The organism is Gordonia sp. NPDC003504, assembly GCF_053587995.1.
On sequence record NZ_JBSFPC010000003.1, the window covers coordinates 303,471 to 328,470 of the forward strand.

The following is a 25,000-nucleotide window of genomic DNA, read 5'->3' on the forward strand; positions in this document are numbered from 1 at the left end:
TCGACTCGGCTCGTCGCTAGCGCTCCTCACCGGCTCGACCGGCGGAAGCGGGGTCGGCTTGACCGGCAGAGGTCGGCTTGACCGGCGGAAGTGGGGTCGGCTTGAGCGGCGGCGGCCGGGTCTGCACCCAAGCCCGGTGGTCGAGCCGACGCGAGCCCCCCAGGGCGAGCGGCGTGTCGAGACCTCTGTCGGTGAGGCTGGAGCGCTCGCAATGGCTCCCAGCGGATCGTGCGGGGGGTCTCGACTCGGCTCGTCGCTAGCGCTCCTCACCGGCTCGACCGCCGGGGGAGTCCCCGTCCACCGGCCGGAAGTCCTCTTCACCGTCGATCTTGGGGGCCGGGCCCTCCACGCGCGGGATCCGTTGCGTCGGACTGTCCCACAGGTAGGCATTGGCCTCGTCCTCGTCGGACCATTCGTCCACCGGCGAGGCCGGGCTGCGGTGCCGCGCCCGCTGTGAGGCGATGACGGCGGTCGGCGCCGCCGCTGCTGCCGCGGCATGCGATCCGTGCGGCCGGTCGACGACCGTGGGTTCCTCGGAGCCGGTGTACTCGGGGGCATCCGCGGTGGTGTCGGGTCGCTCGACGATCTCGGTGTCGGAGTCGGTGTTCTCCAGGTCATCATCGAGGTCGTCGCCACCATCGCGGCGGCGCGCCCGCCGACCACGCAGGAACAGCAACACCGCGGCGAGCAGCAGTACGGCACCGACGATGCCGAGGATCAGCGGCAGCCAGAAACCGCCCAGCCGGATCTCGTCCTTGTAGCCGGAGGCCTTGCCGGCCTGTTCGGAGACCGTCGCATCGGTGAACTCGAACGTGGTCTTCAGCGCGTCGAGCCGGAACTCGCGGACCGCGGCCGGCGTCGACTCGTCATCCTGGTACGGCGAACGGAAGTACTGGTGCTGGTCTTCGCGGCCGTCGACGATCGTGCCGGTCTGCGGCTCCACCCACAGATCCCGGGTCACCGTGGCATAGCGGTGCATGGAGACCTGCTGCGTCGGGCGGACCCCGCGTCCGCTGATGCCCCACCACCGGGCGGGCATCGTCAGCATCGTGCCCAGGGCCGCCTCGTTCTGCGGGTTGGGCAGTGAGGACAGATCCTTCTCGGGGACCTTCGTCTGGAAGTGGTAGGTCTCGACGCCGTCGATGGTCTCCACCCCGACGAACGTGGCCTCGGTGTCCTGCCTGCTGTTCAGGTCGTAGTACAGGTAGGAGCGCTTCTTGGTGTTGAACGGGAACTTGTACTGGAAGCCCTGCCGGTTGGTCAGCTGCACCGACACATCCTTGGGGTCGACGCCTTCCGGTGCCGCCTCGACCTGCACGGAGCTCACGGTTCCGTTGGGTACCGAGGTCTTACGGTTCACCGAGACCTTGTCGATGCTGGCCGTCAGCAGGCCGTCGTCGCATTCGAGTTCACCACCGGACACCGGGGCCGGTGGCACGCTCTCGTCGCCGTTCGCGTCACGGGTGCGGTCGATGCGCACGGTCTGGGCGGCCTGAACGGTGGCCTGACGGCGGTCCGACGGGTCGACGATGACCGACCGGCGTTGCTGGGTGAGGTGCGCCTGCAGGGTCCGCGCCCGCGACTCGTTGACCGAACAACGGTCGAAGATCACCGCGGGGAAGCGGTCACCGGGGGAGCCGTCGGCGCTCACCGAGGTGGCGTTGGTGGTGATGTCGAGGTCGAGCGGGACGACCTTCAGTTGCGGCACCAACCACAGCGGAACGGCGATCGCCGCCGAGATGCAGGCCACGCCGAGGAATGCCAGCACGGCCGGCAACACTCGCTTCATCAATCGACTCCCTGGGTCGGCGCCGTCGAGCGGGATCGGGATTCGCTCGGGTTTCGTGTCACCACCCTAATGGCGCAGGCCGGTGGACCCACCCAGGACGGGTCAGCGAGTGTGCGCGCGGTCGGCGCGCCGGTCCCGTTCGGCCTCCTTCATGATCCCGGCCATGTACCCGTAGATCTCGCGGTCGCTCATCGCCTTCCACCGCGGTGCGAGCAGCTTCATGTACTTCTCCACATACAGCAGTTGCTTGCCGACGAGGACCAGTTCGCGAGGCAGCCGCGCGTCGTGGGCCCGGGCGATCGCGGCGAGTTGCCGGCCCAGATCGGTGTAACTCATCGCCCCCAGATCGGTCCCCGACAGGGGTGCGGCGACCTTCTCGATGTCGACGCCGCCCTGGGCGGTGGACCCGGGATTGCGGACCGCGCCGAGCAGGAAGATCGCACGCCCCGCGGATTCGTAGTCACCCCTGACGATGAGATCGACGACGAGCTGACGCAGGATGCGGCGGGTCCGCGGGGTGAACCGGCCGACGATGCCGAAATCGAGCAGCACGAGGCGGCCCGCGTCGTCGACGAGCACATTGCCGGCGTGCAGGTCGCCGTGGAACAACCCGCCGTGAAAGGCCGATTCCAGCAGGGACAGCAGCAGGGTGCGGCACAGTGCGACGCCGTCGTGACCGGCCTCGCGGACCGCTTTCGCGTCGTCGATCCGGATCGCGTAGATGCGCTCCATGGTGAGCACCCGGGCCGTGGTGAACTCGTCGTGGACGTGGGGGACGCGGACCCGATCGCCGAACGGTCCCGGTTTCAGGCACTCGTACCACTCCCGCATGGTGGTGGCCTCGTTGCGGAAGTCCAGCTCGGCGGCGAGGCCGTCGGCGAAGTCCTCGACGACGTGGCGGGCGCTGAGCATGCGTCCGTACTCGGAGAGTTCGGCCAGGCCGGCGAGCCGGTCGAGGATCGCCACGTCGGGGGCGAGGCGATCGCCGATCCCGGGCCGCTGGATCTTCACCACGACCTCGGTGCCGTCGGCCAGGGTGGCGGTGTGGACCTGGGCGATCGACGCCGACGCGATAGGCACGGGATCGAAGGTGGCGAAGACCTCCTCCGGCGCGCGGCCGAACTCCTCGACGAAGAGGCGACGGATGTCGTCGGGGTCGGCAGGGGGGACGCGGTCCAGAAGTGACTCGAACTCGGTTGCCAGGGTCTCGGTGAAGACGCCGGGGCTCGATGCGATGAGCTGGCCCAGCTTCACATAGGTGGGCCCGAGATGTTCGAACGTCGTCCGCACCTCGTGTGCGGCGCGGGCGGCGTTGGGTGGGCGCAGGTGCAGTGCATCGACGGCGGTGCCGACGGCGAAGCGGATGACGCCCGCGGCCCCGTGCGCCGCCGTGGTTCCGAATCGGTAGGCCTCGGTCAGTGGTGACACCGGTCGAAGGCCGGTGACGTCCGGGCTGGTGATCTGAGAAGTGTTCATATCGGTGAGGTGCCGCCGTCGTCATCGGGGGGTATCCCGCGTGGGCCGCGGGCTTGAGCGGTCACCGCGGGCCAGTGTACCGAGAGACCCCGGTCACCTCGGGGACGCGTAGAGTGCGTGGCAGAGGTTTTCGACTGGGAATCGAAAACGCCCCCGGATGGTTGAGTCCGGCAGACGCCCGACGATCGGGCACCCGAGAAAGGCGAGTCCGATGGCCGCTGCACTTGCGCCCGTGCCCGCGCACGCCGACCTGGTGATCGTCGGCGCCGGCATCGCGGGGATCACCGCCGCACTGACCGCGCACGCCGCCGGACTGCGGGTGACGATGCTGCACAAGGGGCAGGCATGGAACCCCGATCGCGCCGAACAGCCGACCTCGACCTTCTACGCCCAGGGCGGGATCGCCGTGGTGATGCCCACCGACCCCGACGACACCAACCCCGATGACTCGGTGGACCTCCACGTCGCCGACACCATCGCCGCCGGGGCGGGCCTCGGTGATCCGGCGGCGACCCGACCCATCGTCGATGCCGGCTGGGCCGCGGTGACCGAACTGATGGCGTGGGGCACCCGATTCGACCGCGACCCGCGTGGCGCCCTGGCCCGCACCCGCGAGGGCGGGCACAGCGTGCGCCGCATCCTGCACGCCGGCGGTGACGCCACCGGGGCCGCGATCCAACGCGCGCTCGGTGCCGCGCTCACCGGCGCGGCACATGACGGCACGATCGAGATCATCGACGATGCCGTCGTCACGCGGGTGCTCACCGACGGCGAGGGGCGGGTCTCCGGTGTCACCTATCTGCGGCACGGGGCATCACACGCGGTGGCGGCCCCGACGGTGCTGCTCGCCACCGGCGGCGCCGGCCACCTGTATCCGGCGACGACCAATCCGGCCGGCGCGACCGGCGACGGGGTCGCGCTGGCGTTGCGGGCGGGTGCGCACGTCGCCGACCTCGAGTTCATCCAGTTCCACCCGACGATGCTCTACACCCCCGGCGAACGTGGCCGTCGAACGCTGATCACCGAGGCCATCCGTGGCGAGGGCGGTCGGCTCGTCGACGTCGACGGCCGGTCGGTCACCGCGGGCGTGCATCCGCAGGGCGACCTCGCGCCGCGTGACGTCGTCGCGAACGCCGCGATCGCCGCGATCGATCGGACCGGACACCCCTGCGTCTACCTCGACATCAGCGGGATCGCCGACGTCGAGCGCCGATTCCCGACGGTGACCGCGGGGGTCGCGGCGGCCGGGTTGTCGGTGCGTTCGGGTCGCATCCCGGTGGTCCCGGGCGCGCATTACCAGTGTGGCGGCGTGGTCACCGACATCCACACCCGCACCGCGGTCCCCGGACTGCTCGCCGCCGGTGAGGTGGCCCGCACCGGGCTGCACGGCGCCAACCGTCTCGCGTCGAACAGCCTGCTCGAGGGCGTCGTGATGGGCATCCGCGCCGCCGGGGTGGCGACGACGGCACGCGGGGAGCGCCGATCGCCGACCGTCGACGCCGCTGCCGCGCCCGACAGCGCCGTCATGAGCGCACCGGTGCTCGATCGCGCCGTGCTGCAGGATGCGATGGGTCGGCATGTGGCGCTCCAACGCGACGCGTCTGGGCTCACCGAGGTCGCCACGCTGCTCGCGGGCGCCCGTCCGGTGCCGCTCGACTCCGTGCGGGCGGCCGAGGACGCCGCGTTGACGATGACCGCGCGGGCCGTGGTCGCCGCTGCCGCCGCCCGCACCGAATCGCGCGGCTGCCACGTGCGGTCGGATCATCCGGAGACCGCGGCCACCGCGCGGTCACGCGTCTTTCGGCTCGTGGGCGATCAGGTGACCGAGCTGAGCCCCGTGGAGATGAGGCCTGGGGAGATGCGCACCGGGGAGGCCGTCCCCCTTTCGGGGTAGCCGCATCGAGGGTCCTTTCGTACACTGACCCGCGGGGTTGTGTGTGACGCTGTCATGGGCGGGAACTCCATCGTTGGACTGCGCGGCACGGCCGGGCGAATGGAGGCTCGATGGACGGCGAAGGTTGCTGGTCGACGGTGGTCAGTTCGACCGCGGAACGGCGCGCGTTGGGACTCCCCGATTCGGCGGGCTGGATGTTGCAGTGCCGCTTGGGGATCGGGCACCGGGGCAACCACGCTACCGATGGTGGTGCGCATCCGCGAGCCGACCGCCGGTACTGGCTGGAGTGGAACGACTTCGATCCGCACGCGCAATCGCTCATCGAACGCAATCCGTGCCCGGTGACCTCCCCGGAGAACGCGCCGTGTCTGTACTTCCACGGCCATCCCGGCCCCCACGGTTTCGTCCGGTCCAACGGGCACGCCCCCACGGCGCTGACGGGGATCGCGGCCGCCGGGGCACAAGGTCCGTCCGGCGGGCATCACCATGCGTCGCCCGGCTTCCCGCCGTCGCCTGCCGAGCCGGTTCACAGCGGTCCGTCCACCGGTGACCTGCCGGTCATGGCCGCCGGGCACAGTGGTGCACACCGGATGCCTGATCACCTGGTGTCCGGCCCGGCCGATGTGTCCGAGCCGATGGTGTCCGGGCCGACGGGTTCGTCGGAGATCGACGGACTGGGTGCCTACCGCGGCGGCCGCCGGTCCACCGACTCCGCCCCACCCGACGGTCTGCCGCCCTATCAGGGACGTCGTCACGGATTCGACGAGGATCCGGTCGTGGTGACGGCCGGTGCGGCATCGCCGATCGGAGCGCCCGACGTCCAGGGCGCGGACATCCCGAGCACCGACATCCCGAGCCCCGACATCCCGAGCACCGACATCCCGAGCACCGACATCCCGAGCACCGGCATCCCGAGCACCGGCATCCCGAGCACCGGCATCCCGGGCACGGATTCGGCCGGGCCGTCGCTGGACGCCGTCAGTGACGCGTTGAGCGATGTCGCCGCCGCGCTGTCCCGCCTGGCCGACGCGTTGCGTCGGAGCTGACCAACAACCCGGCACCATCCCCGGCTCGACCCCGCCCGATGCGGTGGCGCCCGACACTGTCGCGTCACCTACCCTAGGGGGGTACCGTTCCATGGCCGCCTAAGGTATACCTGTAGGGGGTATAGAACGGAGTTGTCATGGATCACGCCGAACACGGGTACATCGAGCGCAAGGACGATTACCTGCGTCGCCTGCGCCGGATCGAGGGCCAAGCGCGGGGGCTGCAGCGGATGGTCGAGGAAGAGCAGTACTGCATCGACATCCTCACGCAGGTCTCGGCGATGACGAAGGCCCTGCAGGCGGTCAGTCTCGGATTGCTCGAGGAGCACATGAACCACTGTGTGCTGCAGGCCGCCCAAGAGGGCGAGGAGCAGGGCAGGGCCAAGCTCGACGAGGCCGTCCAGGCGATCAGCCGGCTCGTCCGATCCTGACACATCCATCACGTCGACAAAAAAGGAGAGTTCGATGACGAATGAGACTTACACCGTGACCGGTATGACCTGCGGGCACTGCGCGGCATCGGTGCGCGAGGAGATCGAGGAGATCGCCGGTGTCACCGGTGTCGAGGTCGCGGTCGATTCCGGCCGCGTCGAGGTGACCAGCGAGGCGCCGCTCGATCGTGCCGACGTAGAGCGGGCCGTCACCGAGGCCGGCTACCAACTGGTATGAACAGCTGGGCCGCGAACACGGCCGCGCGCATCACCGCCTTCGTGGTGGCGCTCGCGGCGGTCTTCGCCATCGCCTTCGCGGTGGGACACGCCTGGGCGCCCACCGCCGGCACCGATCACCACACCGACATGCAGCACTGAAGAGAACACGGATCAGCACGGAGGTCACTGATGGCCGCGACCGAACGGGAGCGAGTCGACTTCGACATCTCGGGCATGACGTGCGCGTCGTGTGCCAACCGCATCGAGCGCAAGCTGAACAAGCTCGACGGCGTGCAGGCCAGCGTGAACTTCGCGACCGAACGTGCACACGTCGACCATCCGGCCGAGATCGCGTCCGCCGAGTTGATCGACGTCATCCGGGCGGCGGGTTACGACGCCGCGCCGGTGGCGGATCGCCCGGCCGCGGGTGAGCCGGGAGCGTCGAGGGACTCCCACGACGCCCGTGACGCCGAGTTCGCCGCGCTGCGTTCGCGGGTGATCATCTGTGCGGCGCTGTCGATTCCGGTGGTGGCACTCGCGATGGTGCCGGCCTGGCAGTTCACCTACTGGCAGTGGCTGTCGTTGACGCTGGCCGCGCCGGTCGTCGTCTGGGGTGCGTGGCCCTTTCACCGGGCCGCGTGGCGCAACCTGCGTCACGGCACCACCACGATGGACACGCTGGTGTCGATGGGCACCCTCGCCGCATTCGGCTGGTCGCTCTACGCCCTGTTCCTCGGCACCGCGGGCGAGCCGGGGATGACGCACGGCTTCGATCTCATCCCGCAACGCTCCGATGGGGCGTCGAACATCTATCTCGAGGCCGCCGCCGGTGTCACCACCTTCCTGCTACTCGGGCGATACCTGGAGAACCGCGCCAAGCGCACCGCCGGTGACGCCCTGCGGGCCCTGATGGAGTTGGGGGCGAAGGACGCCGTGGTGCTCCGCGACGGCGTCGAGACGCGGGTACCGATCGAACAGCTCGCCGTCGGTGACGAGTTCATCGTGCGACCCGGCGAGAAGATCGCCACCGATGGTGTTGTGGTCGAAGGGGTGTCGGCGGTCGACGCCTCGATGGTGACCGGTGAGTCGGTGCCGATGGAGGTGGCCGTCGGTGACGAGGTGACCGGCGCCACCCTCAACGCCGGTGGGCGACTTCGGGTGCGTGCCACACGCGTCGGTGCCGACACCGCGCTGGCGCAGATCACCACCATGGTCGCCGACGCGCAGGCCGGCAAGGCGGCGGCGCAACGGCTGGCCGATCGCATCTCCGCCTGGTTCGTCCCCATCGTCATCACCATTGCCGTTGCCGCCCTGGGATTCTGGATGGGATCGGCGATCGCCACCGGAACGTCGATCACCTTTGCCGTCACAGCGGCGGTCTCGGTGCTCATCATCGCCTGTCCCTGTGCGCTCGGCCTGGCCACGCCCACCGCGCTGATGGTGGGCACCGGCCGGGGCGCTCAACTGGGCATCCTGCTGAAGGGTCCAGAGGTGCTGGAGAACACCCGCCGCGTCGACACCATCGTCCTGGACAAGACCGGCACGGTCACGACCGGCGTGATGCGATTCGACTCGATCGCGGTACCCGACGGCGCCGACGCCGACCACCTCCTGGCGGTCGCCGCGGCCGTGGAAGCCGCATCGGAACATCCGATCGCCGCAGCCATCGTCGATGCTGCGCACGAGCTTTCGGTGAACGGCCGACCGGTCGACGCGGTCGTCGATTTCGTCGCCGTCAAGGGTGCCGGCGTCACCGGCATCGTCGGTGACGAGAAGGTGCGGGTGTGCAGCCCACGTGAATTCGGTGCCGCACTACCGGCGCCGCTGGCCGCCGCCGTCGACTCGGCCCACGAGCGCGGCTCGACCGCGGTGATCGTCACGATCGACGGCGGCGGTGAGTCCGGACTCGGCGTGATCGTGGTCGCAGATGAAGTGAAAGCGACCTCCGCGCAAGCCATCTCCGAGTTGACCGCGATGGGACTCACCCCCATCCTGCTGACCGGTGACAATCTCGGGGCGGCCCGACATGTGGCCGCGCAGGTCGGCATCGACGAGGTGCACGCCGAGGTTCGCCCCGAGGAGAAGGTATCTCTCATCAGAGATCTTCAGCAGCAAGGACATTCGGTCGCCATGGTCGGCGACGGGATCAACGATGCCGCCGCGCTTGCCCAGGCCGACCTCGGACTCTCGATGGGCACCGGTACCGACGTGGCGATCGCCGCCGCCGACCTCACCATCGTCGACGGTGACCTGCGCAAGGTCGTCGACGCCATCCGGCTGTCGCGTCGGACCCTTCGCATGATCCACGAGAACCTCTTCTGGGCCTTCGGCTACAACGTGGCCGCCATCCCGGTCGCCGCGGCCGGGTTGCTGAATCCGATGATCGCCGGCACGGCGATGGCGTTCTCGTCGGTGTTCGTCGTCGCCAACAGCCTGCGGTTGCGGGGGTTTCGTTCGGCGGTGAGGTGACTCAGTCGCGCGCCGCCGCGTGTCGTCCGGCACGTCGGCCGAAATACGACCCCTCCCCGAGCTGCGTACCGCTGGCGTATCCCTTGCTGTCCTGCGCGATGTTCGCCGCGCACGCGCCCGCCGCATACAGGCCGGCGATCGGTGCGCCGTCGGCGTCGAGCACCTCACCGTCGACCGACGTCGCCATGCCGCCCATGGTGAACCCGGCGTACATGGCCTTGCCCAGACTCATGTCGAAGACCGCCCACGGTCCCTTGTCCTGTGCGGCAAGGAATTCCGGTGACTTGTGGAAGTCGGGGTCCTCGCCGCGTGCGGCGTGGGTGTTGTAACGCTCCAGGGTGGCGGCGAGCTTCCCGGTCGGGATACCGAGCGCCGCCTCCATCTCCTCGACGGTCTCGTAGCCGTCGAGGAGCGGCACCAGCGGCATCCGCGGCCGCTTCATATGCGCCTCGTCGACGATGAGGTAGGCCGTCGAATCCGGTTGTTCCAGAACGAAAGCCGATGTCCGGGAGTGATAGGAGTCCTCGGCGACGAAGCGCTCGCCGTTCTTGTTCACCGCGATACCGGTGAGCAGGATCGACGGCGGGTACACCGGTGCGGTACAGAAGGCCTGATCCATGTGTTTGAGCACCGCACCCGCGGAGACACCCATGCGCAGGCCGAGGCCGTCGTCGTAGGTGTTGCCCAACACGAAGGGCTTCTCGGCCAGCCACGGCACGTTCTCCGCGACCATCTCGGAGTTCATCACGAACCCACCCGCCGCGAGGACGACGTTGCGCGCCCGGATGAACCCTTCTGCACCGTCGAGGCCGCGCCAGCGCACGCCGGCCACCTGCCCGTCGGCGTCGACGACCAACGCCCGAGCCCCGACCTCGTAGCGCACCTCGACGCCGAGTTCGGCGAGACGCTTCACCAGCAACTCCACCACCATCGCCGCGCCGCCGGTGTCACCGGGGACCGGCACCTTGTGCCCGCGCGGAGCGGGCCTGGCGATCGTGTTGAACGGCCACACCTTCTCGTTGCCGGTGTACATCAGCCCCTGGGTCTCGGGCTGGACGACCGCCTTCTCCGGGTAATAGCTGCGTTCGAAGGTGAATCCGAGGTCCTCGAGCCACGTGAAATGGTCGACGCTGTCGACGCAATACGCGTGGATCTTCTCGGGTTCCGGATCCCGGGAGACCGCGGTGATGTAGCGCTCCATCTCCTCGGCCGAGTCCTCATGTCCGGTGGCCTGCTGGACCGCGGTGCCGCCGCCGAGATAGAAGTGCCCACCGGCCAGCGCCGTCGTCCCGCCGGCCTGCGCGGCACGTTCGAGTACGAGGACCCGCGCTCCGTGGGCCGCGGCCTCGGCCGCGGCACATCCGCCGGCGATGCCGAGACCGATCACCACCACGTCGACGTCGTCGCTGAACTCGTCGATCGACCCCACCGCGATTGTCTCGGGGATCGCTGTGTCACCTGCCATGCGCATCAGGTTAACCCACAAACTAGAACACGTTCTAGTGCTTCCATGATTTGCTCTCCGGGCCGGCCCATCGACTGTCCGACCGACCTGACATGCGTCGGGACGCACGCCGCGGCAGGTTTTCGAGGTATCAAGGAGTGTGGCCCGTCCAACCCGCACCGATCTCGATGACGACGCGAATGCGTCGGCACACACCCACCCGGGATTGACTCCGCCGCTGGGTGCGCTCTCCGGCGTCATCGCCGTCGGCGCGGCGCTGGGCGTGGGCGAACTCGTCGCCGCCCTCGTCTCGCCGGACTCCTCCCCGTACTTCGCGGTCGGCTCCTGGGTCGTCGACCACACGCCGCAGGCCGTGCGCGAATGGGCGATCGCCACCTTCGGCACCTCCGACAAACTCGTGTTGTTCGTCGTGATGGGGGCGGTCATCGCGATCATCGCCGCCGGCAGCGGTGCCGCCGAACGTCGACGCCCGCCGATCGGTTCGGTGATCATCATCGTCTTCGCGGTTCTCGGAGCCGTCGCGGCGCTCGGTCGGGCCGGGGCCACCGGGTCGTACATGCTGCCGTCGATCCTGGGTGGCGCAGTCGGCGTGGTGGTGCTCCGCGTGCTGATCGGAATGCTCGACCGTGATTCCGACACAGCGGATTCCGACACAGCGGATTCCGACACAGCGCATTCCGATGCAGCGGAGCCCGATTCCGCTCGGCGCGCGCCGGTGTCACGACGTTTCCTGCTGACCGCCGGGGGCATCGCGGCCGCCGCCGTCGCCGTCGGAGCACTCGGCCGCACCATGCTCGCGGGCGCGTCGCGCACCATCGCCGATCGCAAGGCGATCCTGCTCCCGACACCCGCCGACCCGGCCCCACCGGTACCGCCCGACGCCGACCTCGGGGTGCAGGGGGCCAACCGCTTCGTCACGAACAACGTCGACTTCTACCGCATCGACACCGCGCTGCAGGTGCCCCATCTGACCACGGCGGACTGGCACTTGCGGGTGCACGGGATGGTCGACGAGGAGATCACCCTGTCCTGGGACGAGTTGCTGGCGATGCCGATGACCGAACGGCTGGTCACCCTGACCTGCGTGTCCAACGAGGTGGGCGGCGACCTGATCGGCAATGCGCGGTGGCTCGGCGTCCGGATGACCGACATCCTCGACCGCGTCGGCGTCCAACCGGGCTCGAATATGTTGCTGTCCACCAGTTCCGACGGCTGGACCTGTGGAACCCCGGTGTCGGCGATCACCGACAACCGGGATGCGTTGCTGGCCATCGGCATGAACGGTGAGCCCCTGCCGGTCGAGCACGGTTTCCCGGTGCGACAGGTGATTCCCGGTCTCTACGGCTACGTTTCGGCCACCAAGTGGGTGGTGGACTGGGAGTTCACCACATTCTCGAAGGCGCAGGCGTATTGGACGACGCGCGGATGGTCGGCCACCGGTCCGATCAAGATCGCCTCCCGCATCGACCGCCCGTCCGCGGCGGAGGTGTCGGCCGGTGACGTCGTCATCGCCGGGACGGCGTGGGCGCAGCACGTGGGCATCGCGCAGGTCCAGGTCCGCGTCGACGACGGCCCCTGGCAGGAGGCGACTCTGGCCGCCGACTACAGCGACGACACCTGGCGACTCTGGAAGTACACCTGGCCGGCGACGTCGGGAACCCACCAGATCTCCTGCCGTGCGATCGGCAAGGACGGCAAGGTCCAGACCTCGGAGAACGCCGACCCGATTCCCGACGGCGCCACCGGCCTGGACAGCCGTAGCTACACGGTCACCTGATCGTCGCTTGTTGCTTGCTTGCTTGCTTGCTGCGGCGTCGTACACTGTGCCGGTCGGTTTCGGGGCCGTCGGTGTGGTGATCGGCCGGGAGGCGGCCGGTCGGGTTGGCGCAGAGGAGATTTGGTGCGGGGAGATTTGGTCGGGTTCCGACGTATGATGGTCCTGACCGTCGTCGCCGTCACGATGTTCTGGGCACCGGGCGTCGACCCGGGTGTGGCACGGGCGCTCCAGATCGGACCGATCGTCTTTCCCGATGTCAACCCGCCCGCGACCATCGATCAGGCCCGTCCGACGGTGATCGCGACCCCCTCCTGGGCGCCGCCACTGTCGGCCGGCGACGCGGTGGTCCTGATCCCGGGAACCACCGACTACGACGGAACCGATCAGACCCAACGGACCCTGGGCATCGGACTGTTCGGCGGGGTCGTCGGCACCGGGGACGACGTCCGCGTCGATGAGACCCAGACCCCGGCCATCTCGGTCGTCTCCTATCCGGCGGCCTTCGGGATCGATCCGTGGGGCATCCCGATCTACCTCGCGGGCAGCGACACCTTCACCCACTCGGTGCAGGTCGGCACGGTCAACGGCGTCGCCGCGGCCGAGGCGGTCCACGCGGGTAATCCGGACGCCACCATCGTCATCAACGGTTACTCGCAGAGTGCCCCGATCGCCATGAACGTCGCATATCTGTTGCATCGCAAGAACACCGAGGGTGACGGCGACATCCCCGATGATCAGATCGTCGTCATCGTCGGCGCTGATTCCCGCTTCCCGCACACCGGGGTCGAGAACATCGTGCCCAGCTTCCTGCCCGGGATGTACACCAACGGTGACCGCGATGTGGACGCCACCGGCGACATCAAGGTCTACTCCTACTGCGTGCGTGGCGACGCGACCTGCGGAGTCGGCAACCCATTGGTCAACCCGATCTCTACGTTCTTCTACCTGATTCCGGGGTTCTACGTCCACGCCTTCCTCGAGTACCGCATCAACGAGTACTCGATCGCCCGCGAGTGGGAGGACGGCAACACCCATTACATCGTCTACGACGGCGGCAACCCCTGGGGAATGATGTTGCGGGACCTGGGCATTGCCGTGCCCACCGAATTCGACGATGTTCTCGGCGCGCTCATTCCGGTGCCGATGCCGGGCCAGCAGTCGACCCTCGCGGATCTTCGGCTGCCGTTGCCGGACGACGTCCGGCAACGCCTGTCGGCCTACAACGTCCCGACGCCGCGTGAGCTGCAACAACTCGTCGCCGATCGGCTCGGCATCGACGTTCCCGTCCACGACCCGGACACCTGCGACATCAGCCCGTCGGCCTGCCGGGCGGACTACGCGCCGAATCCGCAAGCAACCGCGGACGCGGTCGGCATCATCGAGAGTGGTCCGCCCACCACATCATCGACCGCCACGGTCGCCACAACCGAAGTGGCGCAGAGCGATTCCGCCGCATCCCGGATCGCCGCCACCGCATCGGCTCCGGCCACCGGCGCCATCACCGCACCGACCACCGTCGCCGCACCGACCACCGCTGCCGCGCCGACCACTGCCGCCGCGCCGACCACTGCCGCCGCGCCGACTACTGCCGCCGCACCGACCACCGCCCCGGACGCGGACGACCCGGTTCCGGATTCCGGCACGCAGGTGGCGAGCGCGACCGCGGCCGGTTAGCATCGCACCGCCGGGACACTCCACCCGGAAGGCCCGCGCACCACGTGTCGCGGACGGCATCTCATCGGTAGGGGAGTCCGAGTGCGTCGACTGACCATGACTGCGGTCACCGCCTGCGCGGCCGCCCTGGTTCTGACATCGGCACCCGACACGGGCGCGGCCGCCGCGGCCCCACTCGGAGCCGGGTTGTTTCCGACGTCCTGGTACGAGGCGCCCGTCATCCGGGAGCGGCCGTCCTGGTTGCCCGCCGACCTGAGTCGGGATGCGACGGTCATCCTGGTACCCGGAACCTCCGACTTCACCGAGGTCACCGGCGACGACATCGTCGGCGGGAGCTCCGCGGTCGGTGGCGATCAGTACGAACGCACGGTGAGCATCGGGTTCTACGACCCGAACGATCCGCAGGTCCGCTTCGTCGACTACCCGCAGGCCTTCGGCTTCGTCGTCGGCGATACCACGCTCAACCTGGTCGGCACCGGCACCTACAACGACTCCGTGGATGCGGGCACCGTCGCCGGTCTCGCCGCCGCCGAAGCCGCCTGGGCGGCGCAGGGGAAGACCGGGACGATCATCCTCAACGGTTACTCGCAGAGCGTGCCCGTCGCGATGAACGTCGCCTACCTCCTGCATCAGAAGTCACTCGCCGGCGACCCGGACGCCATCCCCGACGCCGACGTCGTCGTCATCAACGGCGCCGACACCCGATTCCCCAACACCGGCATCGAAAGCGTTTTCCCGAGCATCATCGACGGCGTCTACACCAACGGTCCCCGCGACGAGTCGGCCACCGGGGACATCCGGGTGATCTCCTATTGCGTTCGCGGGGATGCGGTGTGCGGCTTGGGAAATCCGCTCGCGCATCCCTTCGCCACGCTCTTCTACCTGGGGCCGGGCGCCACCATCCACGGCCAGAAGGGCGATCTGGTCAACCAGTACGACGTCATCTCGCAGACCCAGGTCGGTGCCACCACCTATGTCGTCCTCGACGGCGGGAACCCGTGGGGGATCTTCTTGCGCAGCATGGGCATACCGGTGCCGACCGCCTTCGACGACGCCCTCGACGAGCTGGTCCCGGTGCCGATGCCGGGGGAGCGCTCCACCGTCAACGGTGTCGACATCCCCACGCCGCGTGAACTGCAGGTACAGATCGCTGCGAAACTCGGCCTGCCGGTCCCGGTGACCGATCCGGACGCGATGGCCGCCGCAGGGCAGACGTGGAAGGCGCCCCCGCTCACCACCACACCGCGCACCACCTCGGCGAACACCACCGGCCGGGCCGCAACAACCACCACCACGCCGGTCACCACAACCGACCGTCAGAGTCTGGGCGATGTGCTCTCGGGACTCGCGACCACCGCGGTCGGTTCGACGACGGTCACCGGGTCATCCGGTCCGGCGCCCGCTCCGCGCAGCACCGGTGACGACGCCCCCACGTCGGCATCCACCACATCCGCTGTGACCTCCGCCACTCCGGCATCGTGACCTGCTTCATGTGACCAGCTCGGCCCGCGTCAAGAAAAAGTGACCAACCCAACGTGGTGAACCCCATCGACGGAGGTCATGTTATGTTCGTCGCACGTTTTTTCCCGATGCGGTGATGCGATCCGTCGCCGCACACGATAAGCATCACCGCGGCACGGCCGATCCGCGAACCGACCGGGCCGAGTCGTCGTCGCCGGTGTGAAACCGACTGATTGGTGCGCCGCCCCGTGCGGCGGCACCGACGAGGCGAAAGACAGCAAAACAATGAGTGTGGGTGTCGTGCGCGAAACGGCCCCGGGAGAGCGTCGGGTGGCGCTTGTCCCGAAGGTGGTCGCGTCACTGGTGGGCAAGAAGGTCCCCGTCATCGTCGAGGAGGGCGCCGGGCTGGGCGCCTTGATTCCCGATGCAGCATACGTCGAAGCCGGCGCGACGATCGGCGATCCGTATTCCGCCGACGTGGTGTTGCGGGTGTCGCCGCCCTCGGATGAGGAGATCGGCAAACTGCGCAGCGGACAGAAGCTGATCGGCTTCCTCGCCCCGCGCAATGCCGACAACAAGATCGGTGCGCTCAAGGACGCCGGGATCGAGGCGTACGCCGTCGAGGCCATCCCGCGTATCTCGCGTGCCCAGGTGATGGACGCGCTGAGCTCGCAGGCCAACGTCTCCGGCTACAAGTCGGTCGTCGTGGCCGCCGACCTGTCGACGCGATTCTTCCCGATGCTGACCACGGCCGCCGGCACGGTGAAGCCGGCGACGGTGCTGGTGCTCGGTGTCGGCGTGGCCGGCCTGCAGGCGCTGGCCACCGCCAAGCGTCTCGGCGGGCGCACCACCGGATACGACGTGCGACCCGAGGTCGCCGAGCAGGTCCGCTCCGTCGGTGCGCAGTGGCTCGACCTCGGCATCGACGCCGCCGGTGAGGGCGGATACGCCCGCGAACTCACCGACGAGGAACGTGCCAAGCAGCAGCAGGCGCTCGAGGACGCGATCAAGGGTTTCGACGTGGTCATCACCACCGCGCTGGTGCCCGGTCGTCCCGCACCGCGTCTGGTGACCGCCGCCGCGGTGGAGGGGATGAAGCCGGGCAGCGTGGTCGTCGACCTCGCCGGCGAGACCGGTGGCAACTGCGAGTTGACCGAGCCGGGTCAGACCGTCGTCAAACACGACGTCACGATCACCTCGCCGCTGAACCTGCCGGCCACCATGCCCGAGCACGCCAGCGAGTTGTATGCCAAGAACCTGTTCGCCCTCATCGATCTGATGCTCGATGAGAACGGCGCGCTCACACCCGATTTCACCGACGAGGTCATCTCCGCGTCGTGTGTCACCAAGGAGGCGGCGGCCTGATGTACACCGAACTTCTGGCGAACATCGCCATTCTGGTCCTGGCCGGCTTCGTCGGCTTCGCGGTCATCTCGAAGGTCCCCAACACCCTGCACACCCCACTCATGTCGGGTACCAACGCGATTCACGGCATCGTCGTGCTCGGCGCGCTGGTGGTGCTGGGCTCGCTGCCCGCCGACGCCAACTGGGGTGTGCGCATCATCGCCTTCGTCGCGTTGGTCTTCGGAACCCTCAACGTGGTCGGCGGCTTCGCCGTGACCGACCGCATGCTGGGAATGTTCAAGGGTAAGAAGGAGTCCGCCAAGTGAGCGCCGCAATTCTCGCCGCCGAGTCCGGACAGGTCTCCGAGGCACTCGGCTACGGCGTCACCGCCCTCTACATCGTCGCCTTCTCGCTGTTCATCTACGGCCTGATGGGACTGACCGGACCCAAGACCGCGGTGCGCGGTAACTGGATCGCCGCGGTCGGCATGGGGATCGCCATCGTCGCGACGCTGATCGGCGTCTACAACAACGCCGGTGACGCGGGCGTCCCGTCGATCAACTGGATTCTCATCGTCGTCGGACTGGCTGTCGGTGTGGCGCTGGGCATTCCGCCGGCGCTGAAGACCAAGATGACGGCCATGCCGCAGCTGGTCGCACTGTTCAACGGTGTCGGTGGTGGCACCGTCGCGTTGATCGCGTGGGCCGAGTACATCGAGTCCGACGGCTTCACCGCCCTGCACGAGACCCCCGATGTGCATGTCATCGTCGGTTCGCTGTTCGCCGCGATCATCGGTTCGGTGTCGTTCTGGGGTTCGCTCGTCGCCTTCGCGAAGCTGCAGGAACTGCTCAACAAGAATCTCGAGAAGAAACTCGTCGCCGCCGCGAAGGGTTTCCAGTTCGCCAACATCATCCTGGCCATCGCGGCGATCGCGATCGCGATCTACATCGGGGTGTCGGCGGACTCCACCTCGGCGACCCCGTGGTTCTGGATCGTCGCGCTGCTCGTCGTGGCCGGTGTGATGGGGCTGTTCGTGGTGTTCCCGATCGGTGGCGCCGACATGCCGGTGGTCATCTCGCTGCTCAACGCGCTCACCGGATTGTCGGCTGCGGCAGCCGGTCTGGCGCTGAACAACCAGGCGATGATCGTCGCGGGCATGATCGTGGGTGCCTCCGGGTCGATCCTGACCAACCTGATGGCCAAGGCGATGAACAGGTCCATCCCGGCGATCGTGTTCGGCTCGTTCGGTGGCGGCGACGAAGGTGGCGCCGGAGTTGCCGGCGCGGCCGGCGGCACCGTCAAGGCCACCTCGGCCGCCGACGCCGCGATCCAGATGTCCTATGCCAACCAGGTGGTCGTGGTGCCCGGATACGGCCTGGCCGTCGCCCAGGCGCAGCACACGGTCAAGGAGATGGCGTCGCTGCTCGAGGCCAAGGGCGTCGAGGTCAAGTACGCCATCCATCCGGTCGCCGGTCGTATGCCCGGACACATGAATGTGCTTCTCGCCGAAGCGGATGTGCCGTACGACGCGATGAAGGAGATGGACGACATCAACGGCGAGTTCAGCCGCACCGACGTCGCCATCGTCATCGGCGCCAACGACGTCACCAACCCGGCCGCCCGCAACGATCCGGGGTCGCCCATCCACGGCATGCCGATCCTCAACGTCGATCAGGCGCGGTCGGTGATCGTCCTCAAGCGCGGAATGTCCTCCGGCTACGCCGGTATCGAGAATCCGCTGTTCTACCTCGACCAGACGTCGATGCTCTTCGGCGACGCGAAGAAGTCCGTCGAGTCGATCATCGAGGAACTCAAGGCGCTCTGACACGTTCGTCCTGACAGGCGGCAGGGGAAGTGATCTTCCCCTCCCGCCTGTCTGTGTGTGCTGGAGAGCTTTGTTATCGAGCCGAAACGTCGCTGAGGTGGTGGGACGCGACGGCCACACCTACTGTTACTGAAGTGACTGGTGTGACTCAGGTGAGACGGCGGTATCGGCGGCTGGCGATCGGTGCCGTCGCCGTCGCATCGCTGGGTGGCGTCGTCGTGGCCACGCAGCCGACCGATGACGGTGGCCTGCGACCGGTCGCGGTCAGCGTCGACCCGTCGTCGCTGTACAACTCCGCGCAACAACGATTCGCCGCGGGAGATGTCGCCGGCGGCCTGACGGAGTTGCGGCAGGTACTCACCCTCTCGCCCGGCGACGGCCAATCCCTGGCGCTGCAGGCCATCTGGGCCGATCAGATCGACGACGCGGACACCGGACGCACCGCCCTGGACCGGCTGACCGTGGTCAACCCGCTGCTGGTGGCGACGGCGCGGCGGGTCATCGCCGGGGTCACCGATGCCGCGGCGATCGTCCCGAGCACCGAACCCACTGCCACGTCCGGGAATCCGGCGATCGTGATCCTCGGTTTCGGGCTCAGTCCGCAAGGGACGATGGCGCCGGAGTTGATCAAACGACTCGCCGCCGGAAAGTTGCAGGCGCAAGCCGATCCGACGGCTCCGATCGTGGTCACCGGCGGCAAGCCGCAGAACGGTGTCACCGAGGCCGCCGCCATGCGTACCTGGTTGGTGGACAACGGGATCGACGCCTCCCGCATCGTGACCGAGGACCGGTCGGTCTCGACGATGTCCAATGCGCAGAACAGTGCCACCATTCTGGCTGCGCGCGGCATCAACTCGGTCGTCCTCGTGACGTCACCGAATCACATCCGTCGTGCCGCAGCGGATTTCGCCGCGGCCGGGCTTTCGGTCACCGGTGCCGTCACCACACCGACGGACCTGACAAAGTACGCGACGCCGCTGAGCAAGGACAAGCAGACCGGTATCCGGGTGGAGGCCACCCGCGCCGCCGGGCTGCCGGCGTCGCGGCAACCGCTGCTGCCGTCGGATCAACTGCCCGACGTCGGACCGGGCCTGATCGGCGATATCGGCGGCAAGATCCTTGAGCAACTTGGAGTTTCGGGTTCGGCCGGATGAGCTGAGCACGGTGACACCGGCGTCGTGACGCAGCCCACGTCGCCACGGGGTTCGCGGCGATTCTCACGTCGCCGCCTTTTGCGCCGAAACCTTGATGTCACGAGAAATCGGTACCTTCGGGCATATGGGATCAATTGGGGGAATCCGACAACAACATGCGCATACGACCATACGAGACGTGGTCCGCTACGACCTACCGGCATCGATGGTGGTTTTCCTTGTGGCGCTGCCACTTTCGATAGGTATTGCCATCGCTTCCGGTGCGCCGGTGATGGCGGGATTGATCGCCGCGGTCGTCGGCGGCATCGTCGCGGGACTGATCGGCGGGAGCCCGCTGCAGGTATCGGGGCCGGCGGCCGGACTCACGGTGGTGGTCGCCGAACTCGTCGCCAACTTCGGCTGGAAGGTCACCTGCGCGATCACGGTGTGCGCGGGCATCCTGCAGATCATCTTCGGGCTCAGCAGGATTGCCGGCGCCGCGCTGGCGATCGCACCAGTAGTCGTTCATGCCATGCTGGCCGGCATCGGCATCACCATTGCGTTGCAACAGATTCACGTACTGTTCGGCGGTTCGTCATCGAGTTCTGCCGTCACCAACCTGACCGAACTGCCTGATCGGGTCAACCACGCACAGTGGTCGGCGGCCTTCATCGGCTTCCTCGTCATCGCCCTGCTGGTCGGATGGAAGTATCTGCCCGCGCCGATACGGAAGGTGCCCGGACCGCTCGGCGCGATCGTGATCGCCACCGTCGTCGCCGCTGTCACAGGCCCGGACATCCAGCGGATCACGTTGGACGGCAACTTCTTCGAATCCATCAGTCTGCCGGAGCTGCCCACTGACAACTGGTCGGGGTTCGTGCTCGGAGCCCTGACCGTCGCCCTGATCGCCAGCGTCGAATCGTTGCTGTCGGCGGTCGCGGTCGACAAGATGCATGACGGGGTGCGCAGCGACTTCAACCGCGAACTCCTCGGGCAGGGCAGCGCGAACATGCTCTCCGGCGCACTCGGCGGCCTGCCGGTGACCGGGGTGATCGTGCGCAGCACGACCAACGTCAACACCGGTGCCCGTACCCGGTGGTCCGCTGTGCTGCACGGTATCTGGGTGTTCGTGTTCGCGGTCTTCCTCACCGCATTGGTGGAGCAGATCCCGACCGCAGCGCTTGCCGGCCTGCTCGTCGTCATCGGCATGCAGCTGGTGAAGCTCGCGCACATGAAGACCGCACTGCGCACCGGTGACCTGTGGGTGTACGGCGTCACCGTGGTCTCGGTCGTGTTCCTGAACCTGCTCGAGGGCGTCGCCATCGGGCTCGCACTCGCGGTGGCACTGGTCTTGTGGCGGGTGATCCGCGCCGACATCCATGTCGACGAGATGCCCGACGACACCCACGTCATCCGGATTCGTGGGTCACTGAGTTTCCTGTCGCTGCCGCGGGTCAACAGTGTGCTGCGCCGCATCCCCGACGACGTGCCGGTGACCGTCGAACTCGACACCGACTTCCTCGACCACGCGGCATCGGAGATGCTGGAGGACTGGATTCGGTTGCGCCGCAGTGGAGGTGCGACGGTTCAGATACTCGAACGCGGAAAGGCCCGGCTGGCGGACGCGGCGCAGGCACCACCGAAGCGGCACACCGGTGGCGTGGTGGGGCTGACCCCGTGGCGAAGCCGAGCAACATGGTCCGATTCGCAGGTCGCCGACGTCCCGCCGGCGTTGCGGTCCATCATGGCCGGGGTCACCGAGTATCACCGCGACCACGCCGAGGTGATGCGCGCACACCTGGCCGACGTCGTCGACTACCAACGGCCCGACGGCTTCTTCCTGACCTGTGCCGACTCACGGATCATGCCGAACATCATCACCTCCAGTGGCCCCGGGGATCTGTTCACCGTCCGCAACGTCGGCAACCTGGTACCGTCGGGCGGTTCCGATGAATCCACCGAGGCGGCACTGCAGTTCGCGGTCTCCGAGGTCGGCGTGACGTCGGTGGTGGTGTGTGGCCACTCCTCGTGCGGGGCGATGCGAGCCCTCGCGGCGTCGGAAACCGGCAGCAACCCGGACTCCGCACTGCAGCGCTGGTTGGATCGTGCATTCCCGAGTCTCGCCGCGCAGCGACTCGGGCATCCGGCCGGCCGGGCGGCGGCCGCCCTCGGGTTCGACGACGTCGACCAACTCGCGGTGGTCAACGTCGCCAAGCAGGTCGAGACTCTGACGAGGCACCCGGTCGTCGGGCGTGCAGCGGCCGAGTCGACCCTGCGGATCGTCGGTCTCTACTACGACATTCGCGCCGCGCGGGTCTACGAGGTCACCCAGACCGGCATCCACCTCGCCGGGGTGGGACATCACGTGAAGCCAATGGCCGCCGAAGCTCAACCCGCGTTGGGATAGATGGCGGATACGGCTCGGCCGGCGGTGGATAACCCCGCCGGCCGAGCCCTTCCCTTACCGGTCAAGCCGGTCCGCTCCTTCCGCCGGTCGAGCCGTCCCACCCGCTGGCCGAGCCCGCCCCTTTCCGTTGGCCGACCGGCACTCTACCCCCGTCTCGAGCGGGACCCTTCCCCCGTTGGTCGAGCCGGCCCCTTTCTGTTGGTCGAGCCGGTCCGGAGCGATAGCGGAGGACCGTGTCGAGACCTCCGCAACCCGACGACGAAACCGGTCCACCGCCAACCGAACCCACCTCTCGCCGGTCGAGACGGTGAGGAGCGCGAGCGACGAGCCGTGTCGAGACCTCCGCAATCCGACAGCGAAACCGGGCCACCGCCAACCGAACCCACGTCTCGCCGGTCGAGCCGGTGAGGAGCGCAAGCGACGAGCCGTGTCGAGACCTCCGCAACTCGACAGCGAAACCGGTCCACTGCCAACCGAACCCAAGCGTGACAGAACTGACAGCATTCACCCCCAACCGATTCCGCTTCGGAGAAAGTTGTCGGTGGTCGCCGATACACTTGACTCACTTCAGTTGATCCGACCGAGCCGAGGAGGTGAACATCATGGCCGACACAATGATTCAGACCAAGCAGGTTCCAGAACTGTCGATGACCCCCGACGACGCCGCCATGATCGATCACCTCCCCGGCGAAGCCGCCACCGTCCTGGCCCGCTCCCTGCAACGCCAGGAACGACAGGTCATCGCTCGGAAAGTCCTGTCCGCGGCGCGGATCGGGCAGAGCGTCTTCCTCGACATGCTGACCTCGGGCCACGAGATCAACTGCCACACCGACGACGGCGCCGACAAAGCCGCCACCAGCAAGATATCGACAGGCCTTGGAGTCTCAGTCCCCAAAGCCAAAGCCTGGATGGCATTGAGCTCTGTGCTGTCGACGCTCCCGACGGTGACCGCAGCGTTCCTCGACGGTGACCACTCGTTGGAACGCATCCGCATCATCGCCGACGAGATCGTCGTCCTCTCCGACGACGACGTCCGCGCCTTCGCCGAAACCCGCGCATTGGAGATCGCCGAACGTAATCAGGCCGATCCGACCCTGCGGGATCAGGTCGCCGAGATGGTGATCGCGCTGGACCCCGATGGTGCCGCAGACCGGCGAGAAGACGCGGCCGAACGTGACCAGAATGTGCGGGTGCGGCGAGACACCAACGGGCACTGCAACATCTCCGTCTACGCGCCCGGGGAGATGGGCGCGCACCTCGCGGCACGCATCGCGAAGATGATCAACGTCCGCATCTGCACTCGTGATCCGCGTCGCCGCGGTCAGCAGCGGGTCGCGGCGTTCGCCGAGATCCAAGGACTGCCCGGCGCGCATCTGTCGTGTGAGTGCGGACTCGACGACTGCCCGCGCGCGGTGCCGTTGCCGGAGGAACCTGCCGATCTCGACCCGGCCGGCGATCTACCGCATGATGTTGATGCTGATCGCGCTGCGCAACTGGACTTCTCCGAGAGCGACACCATTGACAACGCCGATGCAGGCGCCGAGGGCGAGGATGAATCGGCAGACTCGGACGACGACACCGACGCGCAGCTGCTTCTGGATCTGGCCATCGATCCGGTCGGGCAGCGCGAAGCCCGGCTGGCGGGCTTCGGGGTGATCGATGATTCCCATGCCGCTCACCTGATTCGGTTGGGGCTGGTCGAGGTCTTGGAGTTCCCCGGGCTGGAGATCCCGCGCACCGCCGGCATCGTGACCTCGTTGGATCGGGTACCCGCAGCCTGGCGCCGCCCCGACATCCCGTTCCCCGCAACGCCGATTGACCCGAGCGGGCACGGCGGCTACCTCACCCCACCGAAGGGTGCGTTGACGTATCGGATACCGGCGTGGTTGCGGGAGAAGATCATCGAGTTGGATGGCACCTGCCGGTACCCCCATTGCGGTCGGCCGGCCAGTGAATGCCAGATCGATCACGTGGTGAAGTTTGTGCACCGCGATCCGAAGACCGGTGGTTGGACCGTGGAGTTCAACCTGATGCCGTTGTGCATCGCGTGCCATCAGCGAAAACATATGGGGTTGTTGATCCCCACCATGCTCACCGATCGGGCTGTGGTGTGGCGAGACCCGGTCACCGGGGAGACTATCACCACGTATCCGCGGTAAGAGGCCGGCTTCGGCCTGCCTCCGGGTGGTGCTGCGCTGCAACCGCTTTCCAGCTCCATGTTGCGAGGTCTCGAGGCCCGTCGCCCAGGGGCTCCTCGCTCCTCGACCGGCGGATGGGTGGCGTGACCTCGTGTCCGGGGAAACCATCACCACGAATCCGCGGTAAGAGGCTGGCTTCGGCCTGCTGTCGGGTGGTGCTGTGCTGTGATCGGGTTCCAGCGTCGTGTTGCGTGGTCTCGAGGCTCGTCGCCCAGGGGCTCCTCGCTCCTCGACCGGCGGATGGGTGGCGTGACCTCGTGTCCGGGGAAACCATCACCACGAATCCGCGGTAGGCGGCTGGCTTCGGCCTGCTGTCGGGTGGTGCTGTGCTGTGATCGGGTTCCAGCGTCGTGTTGCGTGGTCTCGAGGCTCGTCGCCCAGGGGCTCCTCGC

18 protein-coding genes are annotated in these 25,000 nt (G+C 68.0%); 15 read left to right on the forward strand and 3 right to left on the reverse strand.

Translation table 11 applies throughout. From position 1 onward, the window contains the following. Positions 1-256: 256 nt before the first annotated feature. Together ACWDPV_RS08960 and ACWDPV_RS08965 are read right to left on the reverse strand one after the other, a co-directional pair. A complete protein-coding gene (locus ACWDPV_RS08960) occupies positions 257-1,789 on the reverse strand; it encodes a DUF3068 domain-containing protein (RefSeq protein WP_449742640.1) in 1,533 nt (510 codons plus the stop codon). A gap of 102 nt (positions 1,790-1,891) precedes the next feature. Beyond that, the gene (locus tag ACWDPV_RS08965) at positions 1,892-3,265 is read right to left on the reverse strand and encodes an ABC1 kinase family protein (RefSeq protein WP_348809685.1); all 1,374 of its coding nucleotides are present in this window, start codon (positions 3,263-3,265) and stop codon (positions 1,892-1,894) included. A 211-nt stretch (positions 3,266-3,476) separates the two neighbouring features. Here ACWDPV_RS08965 and nadB point away from each other — a divergent pair, with 211 nt between their 5' ends. From nadB to ACWDPV_RS08995, 6 genes are all read left to right on the forward strand, one after another. Continuing rightward, a complete protein-coding gene (nadB, locus tag ACWDPV_RS08970) occupies positions 3,477-5,159 on the forward strand; it encodes an L-aspartate oxidase (protein ID WP_449742641.1) in 1,683 nt (560 codons plus the stop codon). Positions 5,160-5,269: 110 nt separating this feature from the next. Further along, positions 5,270-6,205, forward strand: a complete 936-nt coding sequence (locus tag ACWDPV_RS08975) for a hypothetical protein (protein ID WP_449742642.1) — start codon at positions 5,270-5,272, stop codon at positions 6,203-6,205. A gap of 137 nt (positions 6,206-6,342) precedes the next feature. Further along, positions 6,343-6,636: a metal-sensitive transcriptional regulator gene (locus tag ACWDPV_RS08980; protein WP_348806529.1), complete on the forward strand. Its 294-nt coding sequence runs from the start codon at positions 6,343-6,345 to the stop codon at positions 6,634-6,636. A 34-nt stretch (positions 6,637-6,670) separates the two neighbouring features. Continuing rightward, positions 6,671-6,874, forward strand: coding sequence for a heavy-metal-associated domain-containing protein (locus ACWDPV_RS08985; protein ID WP_348806528.1), 204 nt, complete (start codon positions 6,671-6,673; stop codon positions 6,872-6,874). After that, the gene (locus tag ACWDPV_RS08990) at positions 6,871-7,014 is read left to right on the forward strand and encodes a hypothetical protein (RefSeq protein WP_449742643.1); all 144 of its coding nucleotides are present in this window, start codon (positions 6,871-6,873) and stop codon (positions 7,012-7,014) included. The genes ACWDPV_RS08985 and ACWDPV_RS08990 overlap by 4 nt, the downstream gene beginning before the upstream one ends. Positions 7,015-7,044: 30 nt before the next feature. Beyond that, complete coding sequence (locus tag ACWDPV_RS08995; RefSeq protein WP_449742644.1) at positions 7,045-9,324, forward strand: heavy metal translocating P-type ATPase; 2,280 nt, start codon at positions 7,045-7,047, stop codon at positions 9,322-9,324. A 1-nt stretch (position 9,325) separates the two neighbouring features. On the opposite strand, the gene ACWDPV_RS09000 is transcribed toward ACWDPV_RS08995, so the two are convergent. Further along, positions 9,326-10,789 (reverse strand): FAD-binding protein, encoded by a 1,464-nt coding sequence (locus ACWDPV_RS09000; RefSeq protein WP_449742645.1) that lies wholly within the window; start codon positions 10,787-10,789, stop codon positions 9,326-9,328. A gap of 205 nt (positions 10,790-10,994) precedes the next feature. Here ACWDPV_RS09000 and ACWDPV_RS09005 point away from each other — a divergent pair, with 205 nt between their 5' ends. The 9 genes from ACWDPV_RS09005 (at position 10,995) to ACWDPV_RS09045 (ending at position 24,569) form a co-directional block, all read left to right on the forward strand. Beyond that, on the forward strand, positions 10,995-12,566 hold the full coding sequence (locus ACWDPV_RS09005) for a molybdopterin-dependent oxidoreductase (RefSeq protein ID WP_449742736.1): 1,572 nt from the start codon (positions 10,995-10,997) through the stop codon (positions 12,564-12,566). Positions 12,567-12,719: 153 nt separating this feature from the next. Further along, a complete protein-coding gene (locus tag ACWDPV_RS09010; protein WP_449742646.1) occupies positions 12,720-14,240 on the forward strand; it encodes a cutinase family protein in 1,521 nt (506 codons plus the stop codon). A gap of 81 nt (positions 14,241-14,321) precedes the next feature. Beyond that, positions 14,322-15,722: a hypothetical protein gene (locus tag ACWDPV_RS09015; RefSeq protein WP_449742647.1), complete on the forward strand. Its 1,401-nt coding sequence runs from the start codon at positions 14,322-14,324 to the stop codon at positions 15,720-15,722. A 264-nt stretch (positions 15,723-15,986) separates the two neighbouring features. After that, entirely contained in the window at positions 15,987-17,066 is a 1,080-nt protein-coding gene (locus tag ACWDPV_RS09020; protein ID WP_348806522.1) for an NAD(P) transhydrogenase subunit alpha, read from the forward strand. Further along, on the forward strand, positions 17,066-17,371 hold the full coding sequence (locus ACWDPV_RS09025) for an NAD(P) transhydrogenase subunit alpha (RefSeq protein ID WP_348806521.1): 306 nt from the start codon (positions 17,066-17,068) through the stop codon (positions 17,369-17,371). The genes ACWDPV_RS09020 and ACWDPV_RS09025 overlap by 1 nt, the downstream gene beginning before the upstream one ends. Then, on the forward strand, positions 17,368-18,870 hold the full coding sequence (locus ACWDPV_RS09030; protein ID WP_348809675.1) for an NAD(P)(+) transhydrogenase (Re/Si-specific) subunit beta: 1,503 nt from the start codon (positions 17,368-17,370) through the stop codon (positions 18,868-18,870). The genes ACWDPV_RS09025 and ACWDPV_RS09030 overlap by 4 nt, the downstream gene beginning before the upstream one ends. A 143-nt stretch (positions 18,871-19,013) precedes the next feature. Then, positions 19,014-20,024: a YdcF family protein gene (locus ACWDPV_RS09035; protein WP_449742648.1), complete on the forward strand. Its 1,011-nt coding sequence runs from the start codon at positions 19,014-19,016 to the stop codon at positions 20,022-20,024. A gap of 124 nt (positions 20,025-20,148) precedes the next feature. Next, positions 20,149-22,410, forward strand: a complete 2,262-nt coding sequence (locus ACWDPV_RS09040) for a SulP family inorganic anion transporter (RefSeq protein ID WP_449742649.1) — start codon at positions 20,149-20,151, stop codon at positions 22,408-22,410. Between the two features lie 602 nt (positions 22,411-23,012). Further along, positions 23,013-24,569, forward strand: coding sequence for an HNH endonuclease signature motif containing protein (locus tag ACWDPV_RS09045; protein ID WP_348809673.1), 1,557 nt, complete (start codon positions 23,013-23,015; stop codon positions 24,567-24,569). The last annotated feature ends 431 nt before the right edge of the window (positions 24,570-25,000 follow it).

What these genes read in the sequence shown, in the direction of transcription:
- ACWDPV_RS08960 (WP_449742640.1), bottom strand. Translation starts at nt 1,789, where the DNA reads ATGAAGCGAGTGTTGCCGGCCGTGCTGGCATTCCTCGGCGTGGCCTGC.
- ACWDPV_RS08965 (WP_348809685.1), bottom strand. Translation starts at nt 3,265, where the DNA reads ATGAACACTTCTCAGATCACCAGCCCGGACGTCACCGGCCTTCGACCG.
- nadB (WP_449742641.1), top strand. Translation starts at nt 3,477, where the DNA reads ATGGCCGCTGCACTTGCGCCCGTGCCCGCGCACGCCGACCTGGTGATC.
- ACWDPV_RS08975 (WP_449742642.1), top strand. Translation starts at nt 5,270, where the DNA reads ATGGACGGCGAAGGTTGCTGGTCGACGGTGGTCAGTTCGACCGCGGAA.
- ACWDPV_RS08980 (WP_348806529.1), top strand. Translation starts at nt 6,343, where the DNA reads ATGGATCACGCCGAACACGGGTACATCGAGCGCAAGGACGATTACCTG.
- ACWDPV_RS08985 (WP_348806528.1), top strand. Translation starts at nt 6,671, where the DNA reads ATGACGAATGAGACTTACACCGTGACCGGTATGACCTGCGGGCACTGC.
- ACWDPV_RS08990 (WP_449742643.1), top strand. Translation starts at nt 6,871, where the DNA reads ATGAACAGCTGGGCCGCGAACACGGCCGCGCGCATCACCGCCTTCGTG.
- ACWDPV_RS08995 (WP_449742644.1), top strand. Translation starts at nt 7,045, where the DNA reads ATGGCCGCGACCGAACGGGAGCGAGTCGACTTCGACATCTCGGGCATG.
- ACWDPV_RS09000 (WP_449742645.1), bottom strand. Translation starts at nt 10,789, where the DNA reads ATGGCAGGTGACACAGCGATCCCCGAGACAATCGCGGTGGGGTCGATC.
- ACWDPV_RS09010 (WP_449742646.1), top strand. Translation starts at nt 12,720, where the DNA reads ATGATGGTCCTGACCGTCGTCGCCGTCACGATGTTCTGGGCACCGGGC.
- ACWDPV_RS09020 (WP_348806522.1), top strand. Translation starts at nt 15,987, where the DNA reads ATGAGTGTGGGTGTCGTGCGCGAAACGGCCCCGGGAGAGCGTCGGGTG.
- ACWDPV_RS09025 (WP_348806521.1), top strand. Translation starts at nt 17,066, where the DNA reads ATGTACACCGAACTTCTGGCGAACATCGCCATTCTGGTCCTGGCCGGC.
- ACWDPV_RS09040 (WP_449742649.1), top strand. Translation starts at nt 20,149, where the DNA reads ATGGGATCAATTGGGGGAATCCGACAACAACATGCGCATACGACCATA.
- ACWDPV_RS09045 (WP_348809673.1), top strand. Translation starts at nt 23,013, where the DNA reads ATGGCCGACACAATGATTCAGACCAAGCAGGTTCCAGAACTGTCGATG.